20 protein-coding genes are annotated in these 20,647 nt (G+C 67.8%); 10 read left to right on the plus strand and 10 right to left on the minus strand.

Annotated elements, in window-relative coordinates:
- The first annotated feature begins 314 nt into the window (after nucleotides 1-314).
- From O5O46_RS04555 to O5O46_RS04580, 6 genes are all read left to right on the plus strand, one after another.
- Complete coding sequence (locus O5O46_RS04555; protein WP_269853935.1) at nucleotides 315-779, plus strand: hypothetical protein; 465 nt, start codon at nucleotides 315-317, stop codon at nucleotides 777-779.
- 7 nt (nucleotides 780-786) lie between these two features.
- Entirely contained in the window at nucleotides 787-969 is a 183-nt protein-coding gene (locus tag O5O46_RS04560) for a hypothetical protein (RefSeq protein WP_269853936.1), read from the plus strand.
- A 360-nt stretch (nucleotides 970-1,329) separates the two neighbouring features.
- Nucleotides 1,330-2,406, plus strand: a complete 1,077-nt coding sequence (locus O5O46_RS04565) for an AAA family ATPase (protein ID WP_269854556.1) — start codon at nucleotides 1,330-1,332, stop codon at nucleotides 2,404-2,406.
- A 53-nt stretch (nucleotides 2,407-2,459) separates the two neighbouring features.
- A complete protein-coding gene (locus O5O46_RS04570; RefSeq protein ID WP_269853937.1) occupies nucleotides 2,460-4,274 on the plus strand; it encodes a VWA domain-containing protein in 1,815 nt (604 codons plus the stop codon).
- A gap of 32 nt (nucleotides 4,275-4,306) precedes the next feature.
- A complete protein-coding gene (locus O5O46_RS04575) occupies nucleotides 4,307-4,519 on the plus strand; it encodes a hypothetical protein (RefSeq protein WP_269853938.1) in 213 nt (70 codons plus the stop codon).
- 172 nt (nucleotides 4,520-4,691) lie between these two features.
- Complete coding sequence (locus tag O5O46_RS04580; protein ID WP_269853939.1) at nucleotides 4,692-4,964, plus strand: hypothetical protein; 273 nt, start codon at nucleotides 4,692-4,694, stop codon at nucleotides 4,962-4,964.
- Between the two features lie 322 nt (nucleotides 4,965-5,286).
- Here O5O46_RS04580 and O5O46_RS04585 read toward each other — a convergent pair whose 3' ends face one another.
- Together O5O46_RS04585 and O5O46_RS04590 are read right to left on the minus strand one after the other, a co-directional pair.
- Nucleotides 5,287-5,535: a hypothetical protein gene (locus O5O46_RS04585; RefSeq protein ID WP_269853940.1), complete on the minus strand. Its 249-nt coding sequence runs from the start codon at nucleotides 5,533-5,535 to the stop codon at nucleotides 5,287-5,289.
- 2 nt (nucleotides 5,536-5,537) lie between these two features.
- Complete coding sequence (locus O5O46_RS04590; protein WP_269853941.1) at nucleotides 5,538-9,521, minus strand: polymorphic toxin-type HINT domain-containing protein; 3,984 nt, start codon at nucleotides 9,519-9,521, stop codon at nucleotides 5,538-5,540.
- Between the two features lie 441 nt (nucleotides 9,522-9,962).
- Here O5O46_RS04590 and O5O46_RS04595 point away from each other — a divergent pair, with 441 nt between their 5' ends.
- Nucleotides 9,963-10,520, plus strand: coding sequence for a hypothetical protein (locus O5O46_RS04595; RefSeq protein ID WP_269853942.1), 558 nt, complete (start codon nucleotides 9,963-9,965; stop codon nucleotides 10,518-10,520).
- An 80-nt stretch (nucleotides 10,521-10,600) separates the two neighbouring features.
- The gene (locus O5O46_RS04600) at nucleotides 10,601-12,196 is read left to right on the plus strand and encodes a S1 family peptidase (RefSeq protein WP_269853943.1); all 1,596 of its coding nucleotides are present in this window, start codon (nucleotides 10,601-10,603) and stop codon (nucleotides 12,194-12,196) included.
- Between the two features lie 186 nt (nucleotides 12,197-12,382).
- On the opposite strand, the gene O5O46_RS04605 is transcribed toward O5O46_RS04600, so the two are convergent.
- The 3 genes from O5O46_RS04605 to O5O46_RS04615 form a co-directional block, all read right to left on the minus strand.
- Nucleotides 12,383-12,595: a DUF4314 domain-containing protein gene (locus O5O46_RS04605; RefSeq protein WP_269854557.1), complete on the minus strand. Its 213-nt coding sequence runs from the start codon at nucleotides 12,593-12,595 to the stop codon at nucleotides 12,383-12,385.
- Between the two features lie 104 nt (nucleotides 12,596-12,699).
- Nucleotides 12,700-13,476: a MarR family transcriptional regulator gene (locus O5O46_RS04610; RefSeq protein ID WP_269853944.1), complete on the minus strand. Its 777-nt coding sequence runs from the start codon at nucleotides 13,474-13,476 to the stop codon at nucleotides 12,700-12,702.
- A complete protein-coding gene (locus O5O46_RS04615; RefSeq protein WP_269853945.1) occupies nucleotides 13,473-13,601 on the minus strand; it encodes a hypothetical protein in 129 nt (42 codons plus the stop codon). The genes O5O46_RS04610 and O5O46_RS04615 overlap by 4 nt, the downstream gene beginning before the upstream one ends.
- Before the next feature lie 115 nt (nucleotides 13,602-13,716).
- Between O5O46_RS04615 and O5O46_RS04620 the strand changes: the two genes are divergently transcribed.
- Together O5O46_RS04620 and O5O46_RS04625 are read left to right on the plus strand one after the other, a co-directional pair.
- Complete coding sequence (locus tag O5O46_RS04620) at nucleotides 13,717-13,896, plus strand: hypothetical protein (RefSeq protein WP_269853946.1); 180 nt, start codon at nucleotides 13,717-13,719, stop codon at nucleotides 13,894-13,896.
- A 421-nt stretch (nucleotides 13,897-14,317) separates the two neighbouring features.
- The gene (locus O5O46_RS04625) at nucleotides 14,318-14,476 is read left to right on the plus strand and encodes a hypothetical protein (RefSeq protein ID WP_269853947.1); all 159 of its coding nucleotides are present in this window, start codon (nucleotides 14,318-14,320) and stop codon (nucleotides 14,474-14,476) included.
- A 16-nt stretch (nucleotides 14,477-14,492) separates the two neighbouring features.
- On the opposite strand, the gene O5O46_RS04630 is transcribed toward O5O46_RS04625, so the two are convergent.
- The 5 genes from O5O46_RS04630 to O5O46_RS04650 form a co-directional block, all read right to left on the minus strand.
- Nucleotides 14,493-14,831: a C40 family peptidase gene (locus O5O46_RS04630; protein WP_333482331.1), complete on the minus strand. Its 339-nt coding sequence runs from the start codon at nucleotides 14,829-14,831 to the stop codon at nucleotides 14,493-14,495.
- 33 nt (nucleotides 14,832-14,864) lie between these two features.
- Nucleotides 14,865-17,342: a site-specific integrase gene (locus O5O46_RS04635; RefSeq protein WP_269853948.1), complete on the minus strand. Its 2,478-nt coding sequence runs from the start codon at nucleotides 17,340-17,342 to the stop codon at nucleotides 14,865-14,867.
- Nucleotides 17,339-18,571 (minus strand): tyrosine-type recombinase/integrase, encoded by a 1,233-nt coding sequence (locus O5O46_RS04640; RefSeq protein ID WP_269853949.1) that lies wholly within the window; start codon nucleotides 18,569-18,571, stop codon nucleotides 17,339-17,341. Before O5O46_RS04640 ends, O5O46_RS04635 begins: the two co-directional genes overlap by 4 nt.
- A gap of 68 nt (nucleotides 18,572-18,639) precedes the next feature.
- Nucleotides 18,640-19,629 (minus strand): C40 family peptidase, encoded by a 990-nt coding sequence (locus tag O5O46_RS04645; protein WP_269853950.1) that lies wholly within the window; start codon nucleotides 19,627-19,629, stop codon nucleotides 18,640-18,642.
- Nucleotides 19,629-20,645, minus strand: coding sequence for a replication-relaxation family protein (locus O5O46_RS04650; protein WP_269853951.1), 1,017 nt, complete (start codon nucleotides 20,643-20,645; stop codon nucleotides 19,629-19,631). Before O5O46_RS04650 ends, O5O46_RS04645 begins: the two co-directional genes overlap by 1 nt.
- Nucleotides 20,646-20,647 lie beyond the last annotated feature (2 nt).

Genomic DNA, 20,647 nt, shown 5'->3' on the forward strand with positions numbered 1-20,647 from the left:
CGCCGGGGCCGCGCCGCCGGGGCCGCGCCGCCGGGGCCGCGCCGCCGGGGCCGCGCCGCCGGGTGTGGCTGTGATCCGGTCGTGGCAAACCGCCCCCACGACCGTTCCCGTCGAGCACCCGTGAATTCACCAGATAAAGCGTCGTGAATTCGCGAGAATTCCAGCATTATCAAGCCGGATTATGGCCCTGCGACCCCCGCGACCAGAGCTATATTTGAATTGTTCCCGGAAAACGGGAAAGGGGAAAGCCGCTAACGCCTTCGCGGAGGATATCCGTCACGGGTGAAGTGCGGCCAAAAACAGAAGGAGCCTGCATGAATGCAGAGCGCGTGATGAATGCGACCCGATTGCGGCCGGTGCACGCCGGGAACGTGATCGAGTTCGAGACCGTAGCCACCCCCGAAATGCAATGGGCGGGCCTGGGCAGACTCGGCAGACCAGTAGTGATCCACGGTGAACTCGCCAGCGTCGAGGCCGACGTGGCCTGCGGCCGTGCGTACGCGCACATCACGGTCATGGCCGAGGTGGTAACAGGCGACGTGGCACGCCGGATCGGCATCGAGGCAGTCCTGGGGGCGCACCGCACCGTCACCTTGACCGGCGAGGTGGGATTCCTGGCGGGCTGGCCGGTGATCTGCACCGGAGTACCCCTCACGTGCGGCGGGTTGACGTTCATGCCCGGTGCGTACCGCGCCATGCGAGACCCATCCGACCTCGACACGTACGGCATCCGGTTTCGCGGCACCACCTACCGGCTGCCCGATCCGAGTGGGGTGTGAGGCGGTCATGTATCCCGACACCGTGTTGCGCGTACTGCGCCAGCTGATCAGCCGGATCGACGAGATCTATGCCCACCGCGACCGTGACTGGTCCGGTGTCGCCATCGAGGCCCTGGAAGGCATCGACGCCCTCGACCGGTGGCTTACCCGGGGCGGGAAGTCGCCGACCGACTGGCACACCGGCAGCTGAACACCAACCCTGGCCCGTCATCAAGGCCAACTCGCGCCGCCCGCAAGCCCCCTGCGGGCGGCGCCACCCCCCACCCTGCGCGCCCCCTTTGTAGACGGAGAGCCCGTATGCGCGACGCGTCTGACGACAACGCCCCGGTCATCCCCCGCATCCCTCGGCCCAGATCACCGCTGGAGCCCATGACCCGACCGCCCGAACCGCCGCGTCGGCCTCACATCCCGCCGCCCACACCGCCCGCCGAGAAGTAGCCGACCCCCCTCGCGACGCACACGATCGGAGCTACCTTCCATGACCACGCCGCCAGCAGCTCAGGGCACTCCGGGGACTTCGAAGGCACGTCCGGGTGAGCTGCGAGCCCGGATCGCCGGAATCCTGGCCGCACAGCCGAGCATGTCGTTCACCGTGACCGAACTGGCCAACCAGCTTGGGCATTCCGGCGGCGCGGTCGGCAACGCCCTGGAAACCCTTCTCGCCCGAGGGCAAGCCGCACGGATCGGCAATCAGCCCCGAACCTACCGGGCAACTGCCACCACGACCGTCGCTGCGGCACACGGCCCGGCCACCACACCACCCAGCCAAAGCCGCGCCACTCCAAACCCCGCCCTGCCGACGACGGCAACGCCCTCTGCCTCACGGGGCAGACCGGTGCCGATCATGCGGCCCAACGGGCAGCGCTACCACCCAAGGGCCTTGGCGAACCTGCCTGATGTGGAGGCGCTGCGGCGGCTGCGCGAGGCGAACGTCCCGGTCCTCCTCTATGGCCCTCCGGGCACGGGCAAGACCTCACTGATCGAGGCGGCGTTCGGCGACTTGATCACGGTGGCCGGGGACGGCGACACCACGGTCGGCGACCTGATCGGCGAATACACCCAAAACGCCAGCGGCGGCTACGAGTTCAACTACGGCCCCCTCGTCACCGCGATGCAGGAAGGCCGCGCCCTGCTCCTGGACGATGCCACGCTGATCTCGCCAAAGGTGTTGGCGGCGCTGTATCCGGCGATGGACGGCCGCAGGCAGATCCAGGTCAAGGCCCACAAAGGCGAGACCATCACGGCCGACGACGGGTTTTACGTGATCGCCGGTCACAATCCGGGTGTACACGGTGCGATCCTCACCGAAGCCCTCGCCTCGCGGTTCAGTGTGCAGATCCAGGTGGGCTCCGACTACGACCTGGCCGCCGCCTTGAAAATCAACGGGACGGCGGTGCGCATCGCCCGCAACATCGCCACCCGCCAACAGACCGGCGAGGTCGGCTGGGCACCACAACTACGCGAACTGATCGCGTTCCAAAAGATCGCCGACGTCCTCGGGCCAGAGGCCGCCTTCGCCAACCTGGTCGGGATCGCCCCCGTAGAGGACCGCGACACGATCGCCGAGATCGTCACGAAGGCCACCGGCAAACCCGTCACCGCCCTCGCCCTCGGCCGCCAACTCTGACACCGAACCACACCCACACCCCCCTTCCACCTCACGAAAGCGAACGATCCGCCATGCCCACGCACACCCACATCCACCACGCCCCGCCGCCGGTGAGCGAGACCGAGCTGGCCACCGCCCGCTGGGAGGACGACGGCGGCCCGGCCATCGAACTGCGCCCAACGTCGAAAGCCGAGCAGTGGCTGCGTGTCTCGGCCGCGTTGACCGAGCGCCTCCCCGACCTCGCGGGCCGCGACGACGTGATCGTCACCTGCGAGGCAGACGGCACCGTCTCCGGAGCCCCCGCCGCCTTCTTCCCCGACCTGGCCACGATCGAGATCGACACCACCGTCTTCGCCCCGCACCACCCCGCCACCCTCGACCCCAAGCAGCCCGGCGACGAGGAACGCTACCCAGCCGCCTGGGGAGCACTGGTCCACGAGGCCGCACACGCAGCCCATAGCACCTGGACCACTCCACCACCCTTGCGCGGAACGGCGGTTGATACGGCAGGGCAGTTGCTGGAGGAGTCCCGGGCCGAACGCGCGCACCTCGCCCGGCGCCCCGCAGACCGCCGATTCCTCCGGGCAACTGTCGGCGCCTTGGTCATGCCGGATTTCACCGCCGAGGCACCGGCCGATGCCTGGCAGGCCGCCTGCGCCGCAGCCTTGATCCTGGCCCGCCGCGACGCCGGAATCCTCGACGCGGATGAGACCAAGTCTCTCGAAGACACCGTCACCAGCATCCTCGGCGGCGACCTCCTGGCCACCCTCACTGCCATCTGGCAAGCCGCCCACCACACCGCCGACACCGACACGCAAGCGATGCTGGACCACGCCCGCGCCTGGTGCACCGCACTCGGCGCGAACCCCGACCAGCCCGAACCCGTCCCCGCACCCGACAGTGGACACGCGGGCGTGTTGGCCGAGGCGATCGGCAAGGTCGTACGAGGCGTAGCGGCGCACGAGGCCGCGCTGGCTGCTGCGCAGGCGGCGATCGCCGCCGCAGCTTCCGCCCGCCGCAAAGCGAAGGCCGCCAAGGCGGCGCACGAGTGGCAAGCCGCCCAGATCGCCGCCCGCGTCTTCGCACCCGGCGCACGCCCCTTCACGCCCGGACAGCCACATCCTGGCTCGCGCGCCCACTCGCCGATCACCGGCACCCGCCCCCCAACCCCGGCCGAAAAGGCGGCTGCCGGACAGCTGGCGCGCGCGTTGCGGGCCGCCGCCTACCGCGAGCGCACCGAGACCGTCACCGCTTCTGCCGCCCCGCCCGGACGGCTGAACATGCGCGGCGCCCTCGCGCGGGACGCGCAAAGGGCGGCAGGCGCTACCCCGACCGCGCTGCCCTGGATCCACACCCAGCGCCGCCCCACTCCCAGCCCACCACTGCGGGTCGGGATCGCGGTCGACGTCTCCGGATCAATGCGGGCCGCTACCGCCCCGATCGCCTCGGCCGCCTGGATCGCTGCCAAAGCCACAGCCCTCACCGACCCCAACTCCCGCACCGCAACCGTCGCCTACCACACCTCCCTCACCGCGATCACCACACCCGGCCGCGCCCCGCACCACGTCACCGAGTTCGCAGCAACCGGTATGGGCCACAGCCTCGCCGAAGCGATCGACGCCCTGACCGCCGGGTTGGAACTGGCGAAAGCGGGCGCGGGCCGACTGCTGGTGATCGCCTCCGACGGCTACTACACGACAGACGAAGCAGCCGCAGCAGCCGAGCGCATCACCGGCCTGCGCAACGCGGGGTGCGCGGTGTTGTGGCTGGCCTTCGCCCCCGACCCCCGGCCCCTGCCCGGCGCCACCCTCCTGGAACTCGGCGACCCAGCCCGCGCCGCCGCAGCGATCGCCAAAGCCGCAACCACCGCCATCACCACCCACTAACCCCCCGCCATGGACACATTACGGAGACCGACATGGCCGTATCACTCAAGACCCTCCACGCCATGTGGCGGGGCCTGAAAACCGACCAGATCATCCGCGTAACCGCCCACCGTGGCACACCACCCCGCGCCTTCGACGGCCGCGTCCTTGCCGTCGGGACCGAAGGGCTCTGGGGACTCACCTACGACGACGGCGAAACCCACTGGATCGACGCCGACCAGCTCGAACACGCCGAAGTCCACTAACCACCCAACAATCCAGCCCCGGACACCGGCGCGACGTCAACACAACAGACGTTTCCTGCTTCGCCACTCCTCGCCCCACCCACGCACCGAACAGGCGCTCCGGCCTGCTTCGAGATCCCCGAAGGGAGACCCCCATCATGACCAACCCACGCCCCGTGCGGTCGTTCGAGCAGTGGTACGCGTCGCTTCCCAAGGTGACCCCCGCTATCTGGCGGGCAACCACGGCTACTACGGCACACCAGGCCTGGCCCCGCTGGAGGAGGCCGGGTGGCTGCACCTGTCCGACGAACTCGGCACCAGCCGGTACTTCGCCGCCGACGGACGCCGGTGCGTCACCTTCCGTCCCGACGAACAGCAACTCCTCGACTGCGCATTGCACCCCTTGTGGGAGGCGGCCAGGCTGGGCCCCGGTCCACCGCCCGCCGTACGCTCAGGCGGGCGGTGACCTTGCTGGGCCTTGGGCCGTCTGGTGAAGGTGGGCATCTCGTCACCTCGGCCTCAAAGGTCAGCTCACCGGTGGTGGGGGTGACCACAGCGTGCGAATGTTGCCGCTCGACCTGCCGGGGCACGGGTACATGACCGGCCGGCGTGATCAAACACGCGTCATCGAAGGCGGCATCAGGTGCCCCTGATGCGTGTGGAGATCGCATCTCGCGGGTGTTCACTTCTTCCGGTTACATGGGGCCCTGGACAAGTCCAATCACCCAAGTCACAGAGCGCCCGCGTTGTCGTATCCGACAGGCAGGCAATCGATCGGTGGATCGAGGCTAAACCGGTTTGTCGCCCAGGGAGGACTGAACGTCCTGCCAACCTTCGTGCCGGTCTCGCCACGATGCGCTCTCGTAGAGAGCTGTTTTTGCTTCCGGCAACGACAGGCCCAGAACTTTGGAAGCGACGTAGATCGCCTCGATCGGAGACATTCCGAGATCACGCAGTTCTTGAAGCACCACCTCTTTTTCCGTTGGCCCGTTTTCGATGAACCTCGATGCGAGCGCATCCAAGCGCGATCGGTCCACGCCTACCCTCCTGCCAGGATCTTCTCCACGTCCAGGACCATGGAGCCAGGACGCTTGAATATCGTTCCATCCGCTTTCGGAATGTGACGCTCGTAGTTGAGCACGACAGTCTTGAATCCCTCGGTATGCGCCTGCTTCGCCAGCGCGTATTTCATGTCCCTGAGCGCATCGGGGCCGACAGGTGCTCGGCTGAGCCCGTCAGTTCCCTTCGGGAAGACCATGAAGCCGTCCAGGTACACCGTGTCACTGGCCGTGCGCACTGTCGCCATGGTCTCAACCGTCTGACCAGATGCCTCGAATGCGTCATCCCAGATCTCACCATCGACGAACCGAAGGCATCCGTCGCTGTTGTGAACGAGTACGGGAGTGCCGCCTGCGAGTACATAGTACGTGTGCAGGCCGTCAACGGTCAGGTTGTATGTGCGTGCCTGCTGGTCGAAGGCGCGGTTGGCGAGGACCTTGACGACGGTTCCGTGCGTGCTCAGCAGCGTTGCGCCCGGTGTCAGGTCCTTGGTCTTGACCCAGCTGTGCGTCGCCGGGCTCCAAAACGGGTGCTCGTCGGTCGCGACGAGTTTGGCTGAGCCCTTGTCGCCGCTTTTGAGTGTGAGTTCGTCGAAGTGCTTGTCGCCATCGGTGACGATCGGCCGGATCACACGCCGTGGTGCTGTCCGGCCGGTTGTCGGGTCGGTGGCGAGGACCGTGTCGCCTGCTCGGATGCCTTCGATGTTGCGGGTGAAGCCGTCCGCCATCAGGACTTTCGTGCCGGATGGGAAGCACTGGCCGCACAACTTGCGGCCCCATCGCACGGCCCGCAGCATTTCCTCGGACCGGTGGAGGATCTCCAGCTTGGAGGAGAATGCTGCGTTGGCCAGGAGTTCTACGCAGGCGCCTGCTTCGAAGTGCGCGCAGTTCTGGAGTTGGTCGAGCCCGAGGAAGCTCTTCTCCGTGTTCCACAGCTGCTGCCCTGCGGCATCCACGGCCGGGCCCTCGGCGATGATCTCGCAGGCAACCGGGTTGTGCTGGCACCACCGTGCCGGGTGATCCGCCGCTTCGCAGCCGAGGATTCCGCACCGGTACAGCTCCCGGGCCTTCTCCCCTTCTGCGTTCTTCACGTCCTGCTGGCGTGCTTGGCGCTCGGCCTCCTCGGTCTTGAGAGCGGCGCGGAAGGCATCGTCGAACGCCTTGGCCGCCGCGTCGTGGTCCTTGCCCGCAGCGATCGCTGAGGCGCGAGCGGCGTCGGCCGACTTCCAGGAGCTGGTAGCCGACACCTGTGCCAATGTCGCGGAGATCGACGCGTCTATCGCCGAGTCGTCCGCGTCTTGGGCCGACTGGTCGGCGTCTGCCGCCGCCTTGCGGGCGGTCTTGGCTGCGGCTGCTGCGTTCGCGGCCGAATCCTCCGCCTCTTTGGCGGACTTGGCAGCCTGCTCGGCGTAGCTCTTGGCCTCGTTGGCTGACGTCGCCGCCTGCTTGGCGTAACCGGCGGCCTCCTGCGCCGCCTTACGTGCGGTGGCCGCAGCCTGACCAGCCTCCGCGGCGTTCTTCTGGGCCGTTGCCGCGATTCCAGCTGCCTCCGCAATGAGCTGCTGCACTTGGGCGAGGTGGGTCGCGGACAGCAGATCCTGGCGCTGTGCCTTGTACTGCCCGACGGAGATGAAAACGTGGAGCAGGTCCGCCGGGCCTTCCAGCGCGATGCGGGCCTCAGCTTGGACTTCAGGTCCGCCACTGTCGTTCAGCTGCGCGGCGCGGAGGCGTTCGTCCTGGATACGGGCGTTGTACTGGCCCGTGGTGATGAACTCGCGGTACTTGTCCAAGGATCCGGAGCTGAGTGCGGCGTCGCCTTCTCGCTGAACTACCGACCCGCCGCTGGAGATGATCTGGGCGATGTGGACCCGGAAGTCCTGCTCTCCGGCCTGGTACTGGCCAGTGGTCAGAAACGCCCTGATCTGGTCGGCATTGCCTTTAAGGGCTTCCTGCGCGGCGGTGCGGACCGAGTTGAGACTGCTTTCTTGCGCCAGAGTCTCAACGCGGTATCGGTCGTCTTGTTCGGCGGCCTGCTTCCAGCCGGTCCGGGCGTAGTCCGTAATCTCCAGATCGGTGCCCGCCAGCGCCGCCTCGGCGGCGGCGGAACTCCACGGACCACCGGTCTCGGCGATACCCAAAGCGATCTTGCGGGCCTGCGGGGCGATAGCCTTCGGGTCGGCGCCCGGCTGGGACGCCTGCTCGGACAGCCGACCGGCTTGGGCATCCAGGTCCTTGGTCTGCTGGAGGGCCGCTTGCTGCGCGGCAGTGCGCCGGTCCTGTTGTGCCTTGAGGTCTTGAGCCTTGGCGATGCCCTCATTGGTGCGGGTGGTCAGTTCCTCGGCGTCGATTTTGCGGGCCAGGTCGTAGGTCTTCTTGGCCTTGGCGACCGCGTCACTGGCCGCGTTGGCGGCGTCCTGCGCCGCCTTCGCGTGTTCCGTTGACTGTTGGGCGGCGGTGGCGGCCTGGCCGGCGTGGGCTGCGGCGTCATCGGCGGCCTTGGCGGCGTTGTCCGCATGAGTGGCAGCCGAGTTGGCGGCATCGCGTGCGTCACGGGCGGCCGAGGCAGACTGGTTCGCCAGGTCTTCCGCGGCACTGGCGGCGCGAGCGGCTTCGCGTGCGTGACGGTGCGCAGAGGCTGCGGCGTTACTGGCCTCGTCGGAGTGGGCACCGGCCTGGTCAGCGTAGGCGTTGGCCTGGTCCGCTGCGTCCGCGGCCGCATCAGCGTTGGCACCAGCCCCAGCCGCCGCCTTGGCCGCCGCTGCCGCGTCACTGGCCGCGTTCCCAGCCTGGTCGGCAGCGTCCGCTGCCAGCCGGGCACCCTTGGCGGCGTCCCGGGCGTCTTCGGCGGCCTTACGAGCGGTGGCCGCCTGGGTCGCATTGGAGGCCGCGTCAGCTGCTGCGTCGCGGGCCCGGGAGGCGGCCTCTGCTGCACCAGCCGCTGCCGATGCCGCCTGGGCAGCGGCGTTGGCTGCAACCCGTGCGGCGGCGTTGGCCGCGGCGGCCGCATCGATGGCGGTCTGCGCCGCAGTTGCCGCCTGATCGGCCGCATCCGCGGCGCGAGCCGCATCCGCCGCAGCGGTTTGCGCATCCCCCTTGGCGGCCTGTGTTTCAGCGGCCGCCTTCTGGGCTGCCGCCTTGGCCAACGCGGCTGCCTTCACCGCACGCGCAGACGCGTCCTTGGCCGCAGTGGTCTGTGCCTTCGCCAACGCACCAGCCTTACGTGCCTGGTCGGCGAGTTGAGCGATGGTGGCGTGTTCCTGATCGTGGGAGCGGGCCACGTACCGGCCCACCATGAGGAACTCATGGATGTCGTCCGCCGACCCGCTGCTCAGGGCGATATCGCCAGCCTTTTGCACGTTCGGGCCGCCGGCATCGATGATCTGCGCGACCTGGAGACGCTCGTCCTGCTGATGCCAGTCGTACTGCCCCTGCCGCAGGAAGTTCTCGATATCGTCTTGGGTGCCGCTCAGCGCGGCGTCCCCAGCCTTGCGCACCAACGGGCCACCGGCGTCAATGATTTGGGCGACCCGGACTCGTTCGTCCTGGAACAGCGGCGCCTTCCATCCATCGGCGAGGAAGGCCTTCAGCTGCTCGGGGGTCCCATCGATGGCCTGGGCGGCGGCTTCCTGCACGTAGTGGCCGCCTATGCTGGCGATCCGCGCGGCCTGGATCCGTTGGTCCTGAACGCCGATGTCCGATGCCTGGGCCAGGAAGTGCCGGACCTGTTCGTCACTTCCAGCCAGCGCGACTTCGGCGGCGGCACGTACGCCAGGGCCGCCGGTCTCCCACAGCCGTACTACTCGTCCGCGGTCGGTGTCGGGTATGACGCCAGTCGGGCTGTTTGCGGTCGGCTGGTCATCGGCCCAGGCATGGACGGGAGTTGGCCCGATCAAGCCCGCGACAAGAGCGATAGGCAGCAGGCTCAGGCATAGCGCGCGTATCGCGCCGGACGCCCTCCTCGCCATGCCCCCCGGGGGTCTTCTGGGTTTCAAAGCGACACTCATTTCGCTGTCTGGCAACGGTAGTTGCCTGCCGTCGTTCGGCGAGCGCGATGATGCCACGCACCTTTACCATTCCTTCACTTTACGGATTTTTATCGGACAGCCCCGAACTGGGCTAAATGGCGCAAACGCGTCGCCATGGCAGTCGCCGAGCGAACTCCCTTACCGGGGTTCTGGGTCAGCTAACTACCCTGCAACGAAGGGGAGTTGCGCTCCGAGCCAGCCAAGTTGATAGCGAGCCAGCTGCCCACCGCTTCAGGATGACCTGTGTGCATCCTGTGGGTTTGGTCACGTTGTGGTCATGTCCAGGTAAACGGTACGCTCCCGCTCGATCTTCACTGTTTGCTTACATCTGTGTGGGGGCCGCGGATGCGCTGTCACCCATGTCTGGAAGGACCTTCCCCGGTGACCTCCCGCGTCCGCACAACACTCGCCGCCGTCGGCGCCACCGCACTCATCGCGCTTTTCGGCGCGCCAGCCATCGCCTCAACTGGCCAGCAATCACTCACCACTTCAGCAGCTGACTCGCCGTCGACATCGGACACCCAACCGCCTTCCGCAGTTGAGGACTTCGCGTACCCCAACGCCGCGAGCATCCTTAAGGACAAGGGCATCAAGCTGATCAAGGGCGACGGTCACATCACCCTGGCTGACTGCGACCAGGGCAGCCAGCAGATCAGGATCTCCACCGTCAAGGGCGAGACCGCCGACCAGCAAGCCACCTACTGCTTCCAGGCCACCGCCAAGACCGGCTACCTCACCCTCGAGCTGCCCCACGTGTTCTACCTGCGGGCCGCCGACCACCCCTTCACCGCCAGCCTCACGCCGCAAGACCCGACCCAGGGCACACCCGCAGGACCCACCCAGCAGGTGGACGTCGCCAAGGGCGGCTTCAAGAGCGTCGGCGAAGGCACCGCCGCCGGTACACCCACGACCCTGGTCGAAATCCGCGTCACCGGCTGACCCAGCGGACACGAGGCATTCCTGCCGTGCCCGCCCCGCCCATCACCGCGCCCGCCACCTGCCTTCCAAGGAACTCCCTCATGCCTGGCATCCGTTCACGCGCCACGTGGACCACCGGACTTCTCACCATCGCCACCCTCGCAGCCGCCACCACGGGCACCGTGCCCGCCAGCGCGGTCTCCGGCCCGCAGACGGCCGACGGGGCCTATGCGTTCACCGCCAAGCTCGACATCGGTGGACAGCGCGGATGCACCGCCACCCTGGTGGATCCCCTGTGGCTGCTGACCGCGGCGAGTTGCTTCACCGACAACCCCGCCCAAGGCTTTGCTGTCGCAGCTGGGGCGCCCAAGTTGAAGACCACGGCCACCATCGGCCGCACCAACCTGTCCGACACCAGCACCGGCAGCGTGCAGGACGTCGTCGAACTCGTACCCCGCGCCGACCGCGATGTGGTCATGGCCAAGCTCGCCAACCCCGTTCCCGGCGTCACCCCCGCCACCATCGCCACCACCGCGGCGTCGACCGGCGAGCAGGTGCAGTCGGTCGGCTACGGGCGCACCCATGACGAGTGGGTGCCCGATCACGCGCACAGTGCCGCCTTCACCGTCGGTGCCGTCAACCCGACCAGGGTGGATCTCGCGGCAGCCGGGGGCGCTGCGATCTGCAAGGGCGACACGGGCGGCCCCACCCTGCGCACCGTCGATGGTCGCGTCGAGGTGGTCGCGGTCGACAGCCTGTCCTGGCAGGGGGGCTGTCTGGGAACGGACGCTGCCGAGACCCGCACGGGTGCCGTCGCCACCCGCGTTGACGACCTCGCCGACTGGATCCAGCAGGTGCGCTACTCCACCGCATTCGCCAAGGCGCCGTGGAAGTACGCCCAGCAGATGACCGCCGGCTACTACACCGGCGGCTCGGCAGGCGGCACCCGCCACATGGACCTCATCGTCCAATGGATCGACGGCGAGGTAACCCTCTACCAGGGTGCGGACGGCAATGATCCGGCACGGCCCTTCGCGGCCGAGTACCGGCTGGCGCCGTCGAAGGGCACCTGGGCCAAGGCCGTCTCCATCGACAGTGCCAACTTCACCGCTGGCAACACCGACGGCCTGATCGTGCGGTGGGACGACGGAAAGATCACCCAGTACACCACCGTCGACGCCAAAGGCTTCCACGGCGAGAAGCAACTGGCCGCACCCAACGCCACGTGGCAGAACGCCCGTCAGATGACCGTGGGCCGCTACACCCCTGGCGGGCGCCGTGACGATCTGGTCGTGGTCTGGAAGGACGGCGAGACCTCCCTTTACACGGACCTCGCCGCCAACGGGATCAAGCGCGAGACCCAGCTGGCCAAGCCCAACACCACCTGGACCTACGCCGACCAGATCACTGCGGGCGAGTTCACCGGCAAGACCTCCGGTGACCTGCTGGTGCGGTGGAGAGACGGCGAGACCACGATCTACCCCGGCCTGACCACCAAGGGCATCCCAGCCGAAATCAAGATCGAAAAGGCCAAGTCCGCCTGGGCCAACGCCACCGTCGTAGCCGCAGGCGCCTTCACCACCAACACCGTCCCCAACGACGTCCTCGTCCGCTGGAACACCGGCCGCCTCGCCCTCTACCCGAGCGTCGACGCCACCGGCGTACACGACGAGGTGCAACTCGCTCCAGCCAACTGACCGTCGTCGGGTGGAATGGAACGGGCGTCGACTGACTGGAGCGGCCGCCCCGTCCCACACCTCCGTGATACGTCAGCGCGCCGCGGCCTGGGGCCTTGAGCCTTGGGCCGAGGGCGCGCGCCGCCTGTGGTTTTCCGCTTCCGGGCCGGGGCAATGGGGCCTGCCGGCTTGGGGGACCGGGGTCCGTTACAGCTTGCGTACGTGGTCGCCCTCGTCGAGCAGCATCGTGAGATTCGATCCTGAATCCCAGTCGACGTCCAACCGCGTGCCCCAACGAGCGTTTGGCTGGTAGGCCGTCACTGTGCCTTGGTCGCCGGGTCGTAGGCGGGTGTGCGGATCTGTGGTGTAGACCAAGGCGATCCGGTCTCCGGGATGAAACATCGCACGCCTCCTGGATATCGGGTTCTGAGGGACGGCCCGCCCGTTGTGGGGTGGTTGTTGTAGTCATCGGTCGGGGTGGCAGGCGTCTTGCGGCCTACCACCCCTACGGGCGCGGTGGGCGACTACTGTTCGATGTCAGCGTGCAGTTGGTACTTGCGTGGGTGGTCGTTGGCTTGCCGGGCTTGGCCGTTCTTTTCGAGAGTGACGAGGGCGTTGGCGATGGCTCCGGAGCTCTTTCCGAGGACCCGGCTGAGTGCGGTGGCGGTGAATTCCGCGTCGGGGTGAGTTTGTAGGTGGTTGAGCACCATCTGGCGGAGCGTGCCGGGTGCAAGTCGCTGCTTGCCGCCGCCGGTGATGACGGTCAGCGTTGGCGGTACAGGCTCGTTCGGCGCGGCTTCGGTCTCGTGGTGAGGGCTGCCGTCCGTGGCCGCCTCGTCGGCTTCTGGGGCTTCGGCGTCGTCGATGGGTGGGGTGGCGGGCTCTGCGTGATCTTCGTGCGGGCTGTTTTCCTCGTCCGTGGATGTGGTGGTGGGGGGTTCGGGCCGTGCGGCTTCGTCCTCTTCGGCGGCCTCGGGTGCCGAGGTTGCGACTTCCTCGTTTGTGGGGGAGTTGGTGTCGGGTTGGGTTGGCTGGTTGGGGTACCAGTGGCTGGCGACGCGGCGGTTGCCGTCGGGTGTGCCGGGTTCGCGGCGGGCGAGGCCGTCCTTTTCCATGGCGGCGAGGGCTTTGGCGGCGGTGGATCGGGAGATTCGGGTGGTTTGGGCCAGCATGGCGGCGGTTGCCCCGGGCTGGTCGTTGAGGGCTTGCCGGATCTGGGCGTGGGCGCCGGTCAGTGCTGCGGGCGCGGGTGCGGTGGGTGTGTCGGTGGTGTGTTGTTCGGCGGTGGTGTGGGTGGTCATATGGTGGGGCCTCTCCCGTGGTGCGGGTACGGTGTGGTGAGGTCCCCGGCCGGGGTACGGCACAGTGCGCCGTTGGTGCCGTTCGGGTGCGTGCGCATCGCGGTGGTCCCGTTGGCGACGACCATGGAGCTATGGATGCGCCGACAAGTCAAGCGGCGTTGTGTTCCCTGGCGTTAGGTGTGTTGAGGACCCGTCTGCCGGGTGGGGTTCGTTCAGGGGAGCGGTCGGGGTGCGGGTTGCGTGGTGTACCTGAAGTTGGGTACGCAGCGCTTGGGCGCGGGCCTGGCCGAGGTGCAGATGCTTCTTGAGCCGCCGAATGCTGACTGGACGCCCGGTGCGGGCGCGGTGTTCGGCGTCCAACCGCAGCGCGCGGGCGAACACATCGCCGTCTACGCCCAGTTCAGCACCGGCGTGGGATGACGCGGGGTACGCCGTGTCGGGCGCGTTGTCGGGCGGGTACGGCCCGCCGTGGGCGTCGGGTTCGGTCGGGTGCGGTGTGTACCCGGTGTACCTGGGTGGGATTTCGGTTTCGGTTCCCGGGTGCGGTGGGGCGCTGAGGTGTGGTGGGGACGGCGGTGGGGGTGTGGTGTGGGGTTGGTTGATGTGGTGGCGATAGGCGGCGACCGTTTCGGTCAGGAGCACCAGGAGTACGGGAGGTACAGCGTGCAGGAGCACCCCTGCTGGGTCGGCATGGCGCGGCCAGCCGATGCGGCCGTCTGGCCACAGTGACTCCCAGGTGTTCATGACGGTGGCGGTGATACCGGTGAACCAGCGCAGCGCCGCGGACCACCTCGGGGGGCGGATCCCCCAGGAGGACAGGCGTGCGTCGGCCAGGAGCACCGTGGCCAAGGCCAAGGCGACCATCGGGTCCAAGAGGATCGCGATCGGCCCGGCGATGCCATGGGCGGTTGCAAAACCGGTGACATTGACCGCGGTGAAGACGGCAGCCATGACGGCGACGGCGGCCAGCGCACGGGTCAACGCCCGCAACAGCGCCTGAACCTCCTCCACGATCGTCACCTCCCCACCGCAACTGGCAGGGCGGCACCCAGGTAGTCATCCCCAGCGAAGCGGACGGGCTCCTCGCGGATGGGTTCGTGTGGGCGCGGTGCGTCGATCATGCGACCGCCGCCGACGTACAGGCCGACGTGGTGGACGTGGGTTGGCGTGCCGTAGAAGACGAGGTCCCCAGGCAAGAGCGGTGCGCGGTCAGGGACGTGGGGTGCGGCGTTGTACTGGTCTTGGGCGACGCGTGGCAGGCGGATGCCGGCGGCGGCGTAGGCGGCTTGGGTCAGGCCCGAGCAGTCGAACCCGGCATCGCCGTGGGCGGGTTCTCTGAACTTCTTGTTGATCAATCTGTCGGCCTCTTGGTTGGCAGTGTGCGTGTGTCAGGAGGGTTGGGAAGGTCTTCTTTGGCTTGGGAATAGGGGCATGCCGAGGTCGGTCTTGGGGGGATCAGCGCTGGTTGATGTCAGTTGCGCGAGTTTGGCGTTCGCTGCGGCGAGGCTGACCTTGAGTCCCTCGATCTCGCCGAGCCATCCCTCGCGTTCAGCTTCGGCAATGCGGTCCTGAAGGTTGTCGCGGATCTCGGTAAGCCGGTGCTGCTGGGTGGGGTCGGGCCAGAGCATGGAGCAGCGGATGCAGGCGTGTTCATGGATGCATGGGGTACCGAACGCGCGTCCGCAGAGGCCGATGGAGACTTTGCGTTTCTCGAAGTGGGCGAGGAATTCGTTCCATTCGTCCTGGGTGGGAGTGCGGTATTCGTGGCTGGGGCGCATGGATCGGCGTCGGGCGATGAATGCCTGGTGGGCGGTGATGGCTTCTTCGGGGTAGATCGCCTTGTAGCCCATGGTTGTGTTGATGTCGCGGTGTCCGCAGATGATCTGGGCGATGTGCGGAGGAAGGCCTTGCATGACGGCGTCGGTGACGAAGATTCTGCGGAAGTCGTGAGGGGTGAAGCGCAGGAGTTTGCCGTCTGGGCTGGTCACGTCGGCGGTGGCGAGGGCGTGGGCGAGCGCGGTTTCGACGGTTCGGCGAGACAGCGCGCGGTCTTCGGCACCGAAGCGTCTTTGGAAGAGTAAGGGGGCTGGTGGCCGCCAGAGACATTCGTGTGGGTCGTAGGAGGGGACCAGCGGAACGGCGCCGGTGGGCTTGCGGACGCGCCGGATGATCGTGCTGAGGACGTCGGCGAGTTCCGGGCTGATCAGCAAGAGGCGCTCGGCGTCGGTCTTCGACGGGGCGATCTGGAGCAGGGGGACGATCTCGCCCGTCGAGGGCAGCCTGTATTGGACAAAGCTGTGGTGGGTGAGTTCGAGGAGTTCTTCGATGCGGATGCCGGTGTGCCGCAGCACCTCGACGGTGGCCCAGGCCCAGAAGGCGAGGTGTTCTTCGTGGGTGAGGTCTCGCCGGGCGCCGGTGTGCGGGTCGTCGGCCCAGATCTTGGTTCCTCCCGCGGTGGGCATGATGGGGCGGATGAGCGTGTGGTCGCCGACGGTGAAGCGCTCACCGGGGGCGGTGGCGCGGGCCGCTTCAAGACGCTGCGCGGCATCTTTGCGCTGCTGGTCGATACTGCGGGCGAGCGTGGGAAGGAGGGGGAGGCGTTCTCGTGTGCGTTGATCCATCCGGGATTTGCGTGCGCGGCGGTCTTTTCGACGGTCGACGTCTGCGTCGGTGATCGGGCAGGGAGCCACCCACGGTCCCCATCGGGCGGGATCCTCCAGTGCGCGGTGGGCGATGTCGCGGTAGAAGGAACGCACGGTGAGCAGGCAGCCTTTGGCATTCAATCGCGCGACCTGGTCTGTGGCGGCCCTGGCGCCGGTTACGGCGGTGGAGGTGCTCTTGACGGCTACGCGTTGTTTCCAGGCGTGGGCGACCTCGGGTGCGAGGTGGAGTGTGGCGATGCCGGGATGGTGGGCTTCCAGATCGCACCAGAACAGGCCGATGAGCTTGTGGGCGAGGTCGACCAGGGTGGTGTAGTCCAGGGCTGGTCGGCGTTCTCGTAGGTAGTCCACGAACAGATCACGCAGGCCGGGGTGGGTCACGCCGAAGCGGTCAACGAGGTCTTCGATGCTGTGCTGTCCGGAGGCGCTGCGGAAGGCGCGGACGGTGGCAGGCGCCTGCGGCGGGAGGATGCCGCTATCGCGGAGCAGTTGGTAGAAGTATGTCTTGCAGGTCCCGCCTTTGGCGTGGACCTCGCTTTGGATATCCAGCAGTTCGACGCAATCGCCGACGGTGATGTCCCGCACCAGCCCGCCCTTGGCTGCCATGATCATGCAGACCCGGGTCAAGGCGAGCCGCGCGATCAGGGGTGAGGCGGTCGGGTTGGCCTTGGCGAGCACGCGCAGCGCAGCAATTCCTTCAGGGTCACGGGAGCGTTCCATGGCGGCCACGAACTTCGGTGAGACGCGGGTGAGCATCCATCTCAGGCTGGGCCGTACGACATCGCCGCAGATCAACGCGAGCAGCCCGGTGGCCAGATGTGCCTCGCTGGTCGGTAGGCCTTGCGCGGTCAGCCACGCGGCGGCGCCCGAGCGCCAGAGTGCGCCGGGCTGATCCTCAGCTTCAGATGCCATCCAGCGCTGCTGCCAGCTGATCCCAGGATGGGCGTTCAGCCAGTGCAGCAGGCCGCAGATCCCGCGCTCACGTTGTCGCCGCACGTTCGGGTTGCCGGTACCGAACGGCGCCGGGACCAAACGCTGCACCAGATAGTCGGCATCGCGCTCAGAAGCTGTCCACGTAGCGGGGACCATCCTCGCCGGGAACTGGTCACGCAGCCGGGCCGCAGCACCGCTGCTGCCACGTGATCGCCGAGGCCTGCTGGGCACGGCGGCCAAGACGGACGCGAGCGGGTCGACCACGGCATTCACAGCGTTGCCTGCCCGAACAGGTCGGCCAGGCTCTCCGCTTGGTACTGTGGAGCCGCCGCTGGCGGCGTAGGTCGTGCTTGCCGCCGTGCGTGATGGGCAAGGACACCGGCGACCACGGCATCAGCAGGCGGCGTCAGGTAGAGCTGGGTCGTGGACAAACGAGCATGACCCATGACCCATTGCACGTCTGTAAGCGGCATCTGAGGATCTTGTGCCATCCGGTAGGCAGCCGTATGCCGAAGGTCATGAAGGGTCCAGTTACTGCCCAGCTGGGCTTGCGCCCGCACCAGGACAGCGCGAGCCGCGTGGTAGGTCAACGGCCGAGGCGTCCGGTGCATCGTCCACCACAGCGGCTGGTCCCATCGCGGCCCGACCACGGCATCGAGCTGCTGCTGATACAAGCGCAGCCAGACGAACGCATCGGGAGAAGCGGGAAGTTGCTGTGCTTCACGCGTCCCCTTGCGCACCACCGTGATCAGGCCACGACCCGGATCGGCGTCACGCCGCCTGGCGCCGAGCAACTCCGAGGCCCGCGCGCCGGTGGAGACGTAGAAAGCCACCAAGGCGCGGTTACGGTGGGATCCCAAGGCCGCGAACAGCTGGTCGAACTGGTCGTCTGGGATGCAGCGAGGGACCCGCTGAGGAATCTTCGGACGGAACAGGCCGACTTGCTCGTTGCGGAATGGCTCCATCGGATTGTGATGCGCGTGGACTCGACCTGTGCGGCGCTGACGGGCCAACGGAAAGGGATTCAGGATCGGCCCGGTGCCCGCCTCCTGGTGGAAGTCGTAGAAGCTGCGCAGCACCGTCTCGCTGTGTGCGACGGTGCGCGCGGCGTACTTCGGCCCCACCATAGGCTTGCCGGTCACCGCATTCGCCGCCTGCAACGCTGATGAAGTGCGGCTCTTGCTCCGACGCGGCTTGTCGATGTGCAGTATCCAGCAAGAGAAGTCGGCGGCATCCCGACGGTCTGCCCGGTTCCAGGGCACGTCAACAGCCCACAAGAACCGGAACCAGCGAAGGAGATCCATTCCATAGGAGCGTTGCGTCGACACCGCGCAGCCTGTCGCCCGCAGCTCGCGCAGATACTCGGCCGCAGGCTCAACGTCCGCCCCACACGCGTCTACGAGTCGATATGGCATGAAGGGGTCCTCCGTCTCCAGCAGCGCACCGACGAGCAGCACGGAAAGGGTCGACAGATCCCGTGGACGCTGTTCACTGACAGTCATGGACCGCTAACGCCGGACGCTGCAGAATGTCATCATCGGCCAGCGGCCAAATCGTCAATATCGCTCCCTCAGCGGCCCGCCGATGGACGGGTAGCACCCAGGTACTGGTCATTGCTGAACCGGTAGGGCTCCACGCGCACCACTTCGCCAGGTCTTGGCGCGTCGATCATGTAACCGTCACCGACGTACAGCCCCACGTGGTGCACGTTCGACGACATTCCATAGAAGACGAGGTCCCCGGGAAGAAGCGGTGCCCCAGCCGGAACGCGAGGACCGGCATCATATTGATCCTGGGCGACCCGAGGCAGTGTGATCCCCGCTGCGGCGTACGCCGCCTTCGTCAACCCAGAACAATCGAAACCACCCCTGACCTGCACAGACCCCGACGGAAGTTCAGTCAACGAGGGTCCGTCGCCGCCCCAGATGTAGGGGCGGCCGAGTTGGGCGCGGGCGTACGCGATCGCGGTGGCTGCTTGCGGGGTGGGGGCGCGGTACGCGTTGTCGGGTTTGGTGGGTTGGTCGCTGGCTGTGTAGGTGGCGGCGGTTTGCAGGACGTGGTCGATATAGGTCTGGTCGTGGTTGTAGGCGAAGATCGCGCCGCGTAGGTTGCGGCCGTCTCGGGCGCCGTTGGTGCACAGCAGGCGGGCCGCTGCGTATACGGAGTCGACTGGATCCCAGGGGGTGGGCGGTGTCTTCCCGCCGGGCGGGATGGGGTGGGCGTAGGTGGCGAAGGTGCTGGGGAGGAATTGCATGGGGCCGACGGCTCCGGCGGTGGAGATCATGTGCGGGTTGCGGGCGTGGTCGGTCTCTGTCTTGCCGATCGCTGCGAGTACGGTCCACGGCAGCCCTGGGCAGGTGGCGGCGGCCTGCTGGTAGAGGGCCAGCATGGCGGTGGGGATGTCGGTGAGTGCCGCCGGGCTGGGCAGCAGCGTGGCACCGGTGACTGTGATGCCGGAGGCGGTGCTGTCCGCGATGCCAGCGATCCCGACGACGGCGATGACCGCGAGGAACAGCAGCCCGGTGGTGGAGCCGACCGCTGCCTTGACGGCTGTCCCCATCAGCGAGTGTCCTGGGACGGTAGAGGGGGGACGGGCCGCCACGGCCACGCATCTTGCTCGACCGGGGACAGGGCTGGGTCTTGCGTGGTCAACGCCGGGGTGAGACCTGGCCAGTGGGCCGCGAGGGCGGCCAGCGGGAGCCTGCCGCCCGCCGTGCTACCCAGCGGCAGCCAGATGGGTCCGGCCAACCCGGCCGCGGATGTGAGGTCGGCGCTGGTGGTGGCGACGGGCAGGTGCGCCTGGTGGGCGGTGTCGGTGAGCCGGGTGCGCAGTGCTGCCTCCCGGCGGGTGGTGCTGGTGTGGATCAACAGGGCGGTGCGGATGCCGGTGGTGGCGGCGAGGCTTGCGTAGCCGGGGAGTTTGGCCTCGAGCCGGGCGAGGGGGCGTTCGGTGCCGGTGTCGTATTCGAGGAAGAACGGCACCGTGGTCGAGCCGCTGTGCCAGTGGGCGTAGGCGTCGGGGCGGATCCAGTCGCCCCACAGTCGTTTCGCCGAGCGGGGGGAGAGCCACTGCGCCAGGTGCTGGTCGCTACGTTGACGGTGGGTTGTGGCGAGGGTGACGAGGTGGGTGTTGACGTTGAGGTCGTGGTCGAGGGTGGGAGAGAAGGCGGTGCGGGCGCACAGGTCTTTGCGCCAGCCGATTGAGGCCAGGTCGGTGCCGCGAATGGCGGCCAGTACTTCGGCTCCGGTGCGGCCGAGGGTGTAGTGCTCGGGTGCGGAGCCGGTCTGCAAAAGGGGCCGGAAGGAGTCCACGAGGCCGAGGAAGTACAGGTCGCGTAGGCGGCGGTTGGCGTTGCGGTGGCCGGTGAACGCCAACGCGGTGATGTGGTGGGAGGTGAGGACTCGGTGCTCGTGCAGCATGGCGGTCAGCCAGAGGTCGCGTGGGGTGAGGCGGGCGGCGAGGGTGGCCAGGTCGGTGCGGGCCCGGTGCAGGTGGTTGGGGCGGCGGCGCTGGGTGGCGGCACGCGGCACGTATGCCGAGCGCGAGCGGGCGGAGGAGCTTTGCGCAGCAGGCATGG

The organism is Streptomyces sp. RPT161 (assembly GCF_027533845.1).
Lineage (GTDB): Bacteria > Actinomycetota > Actinomycetes > Streptomycetales > Streptomycetaceae > Streptantibioticus_A > Streptantibioticus_A silvisoli_A.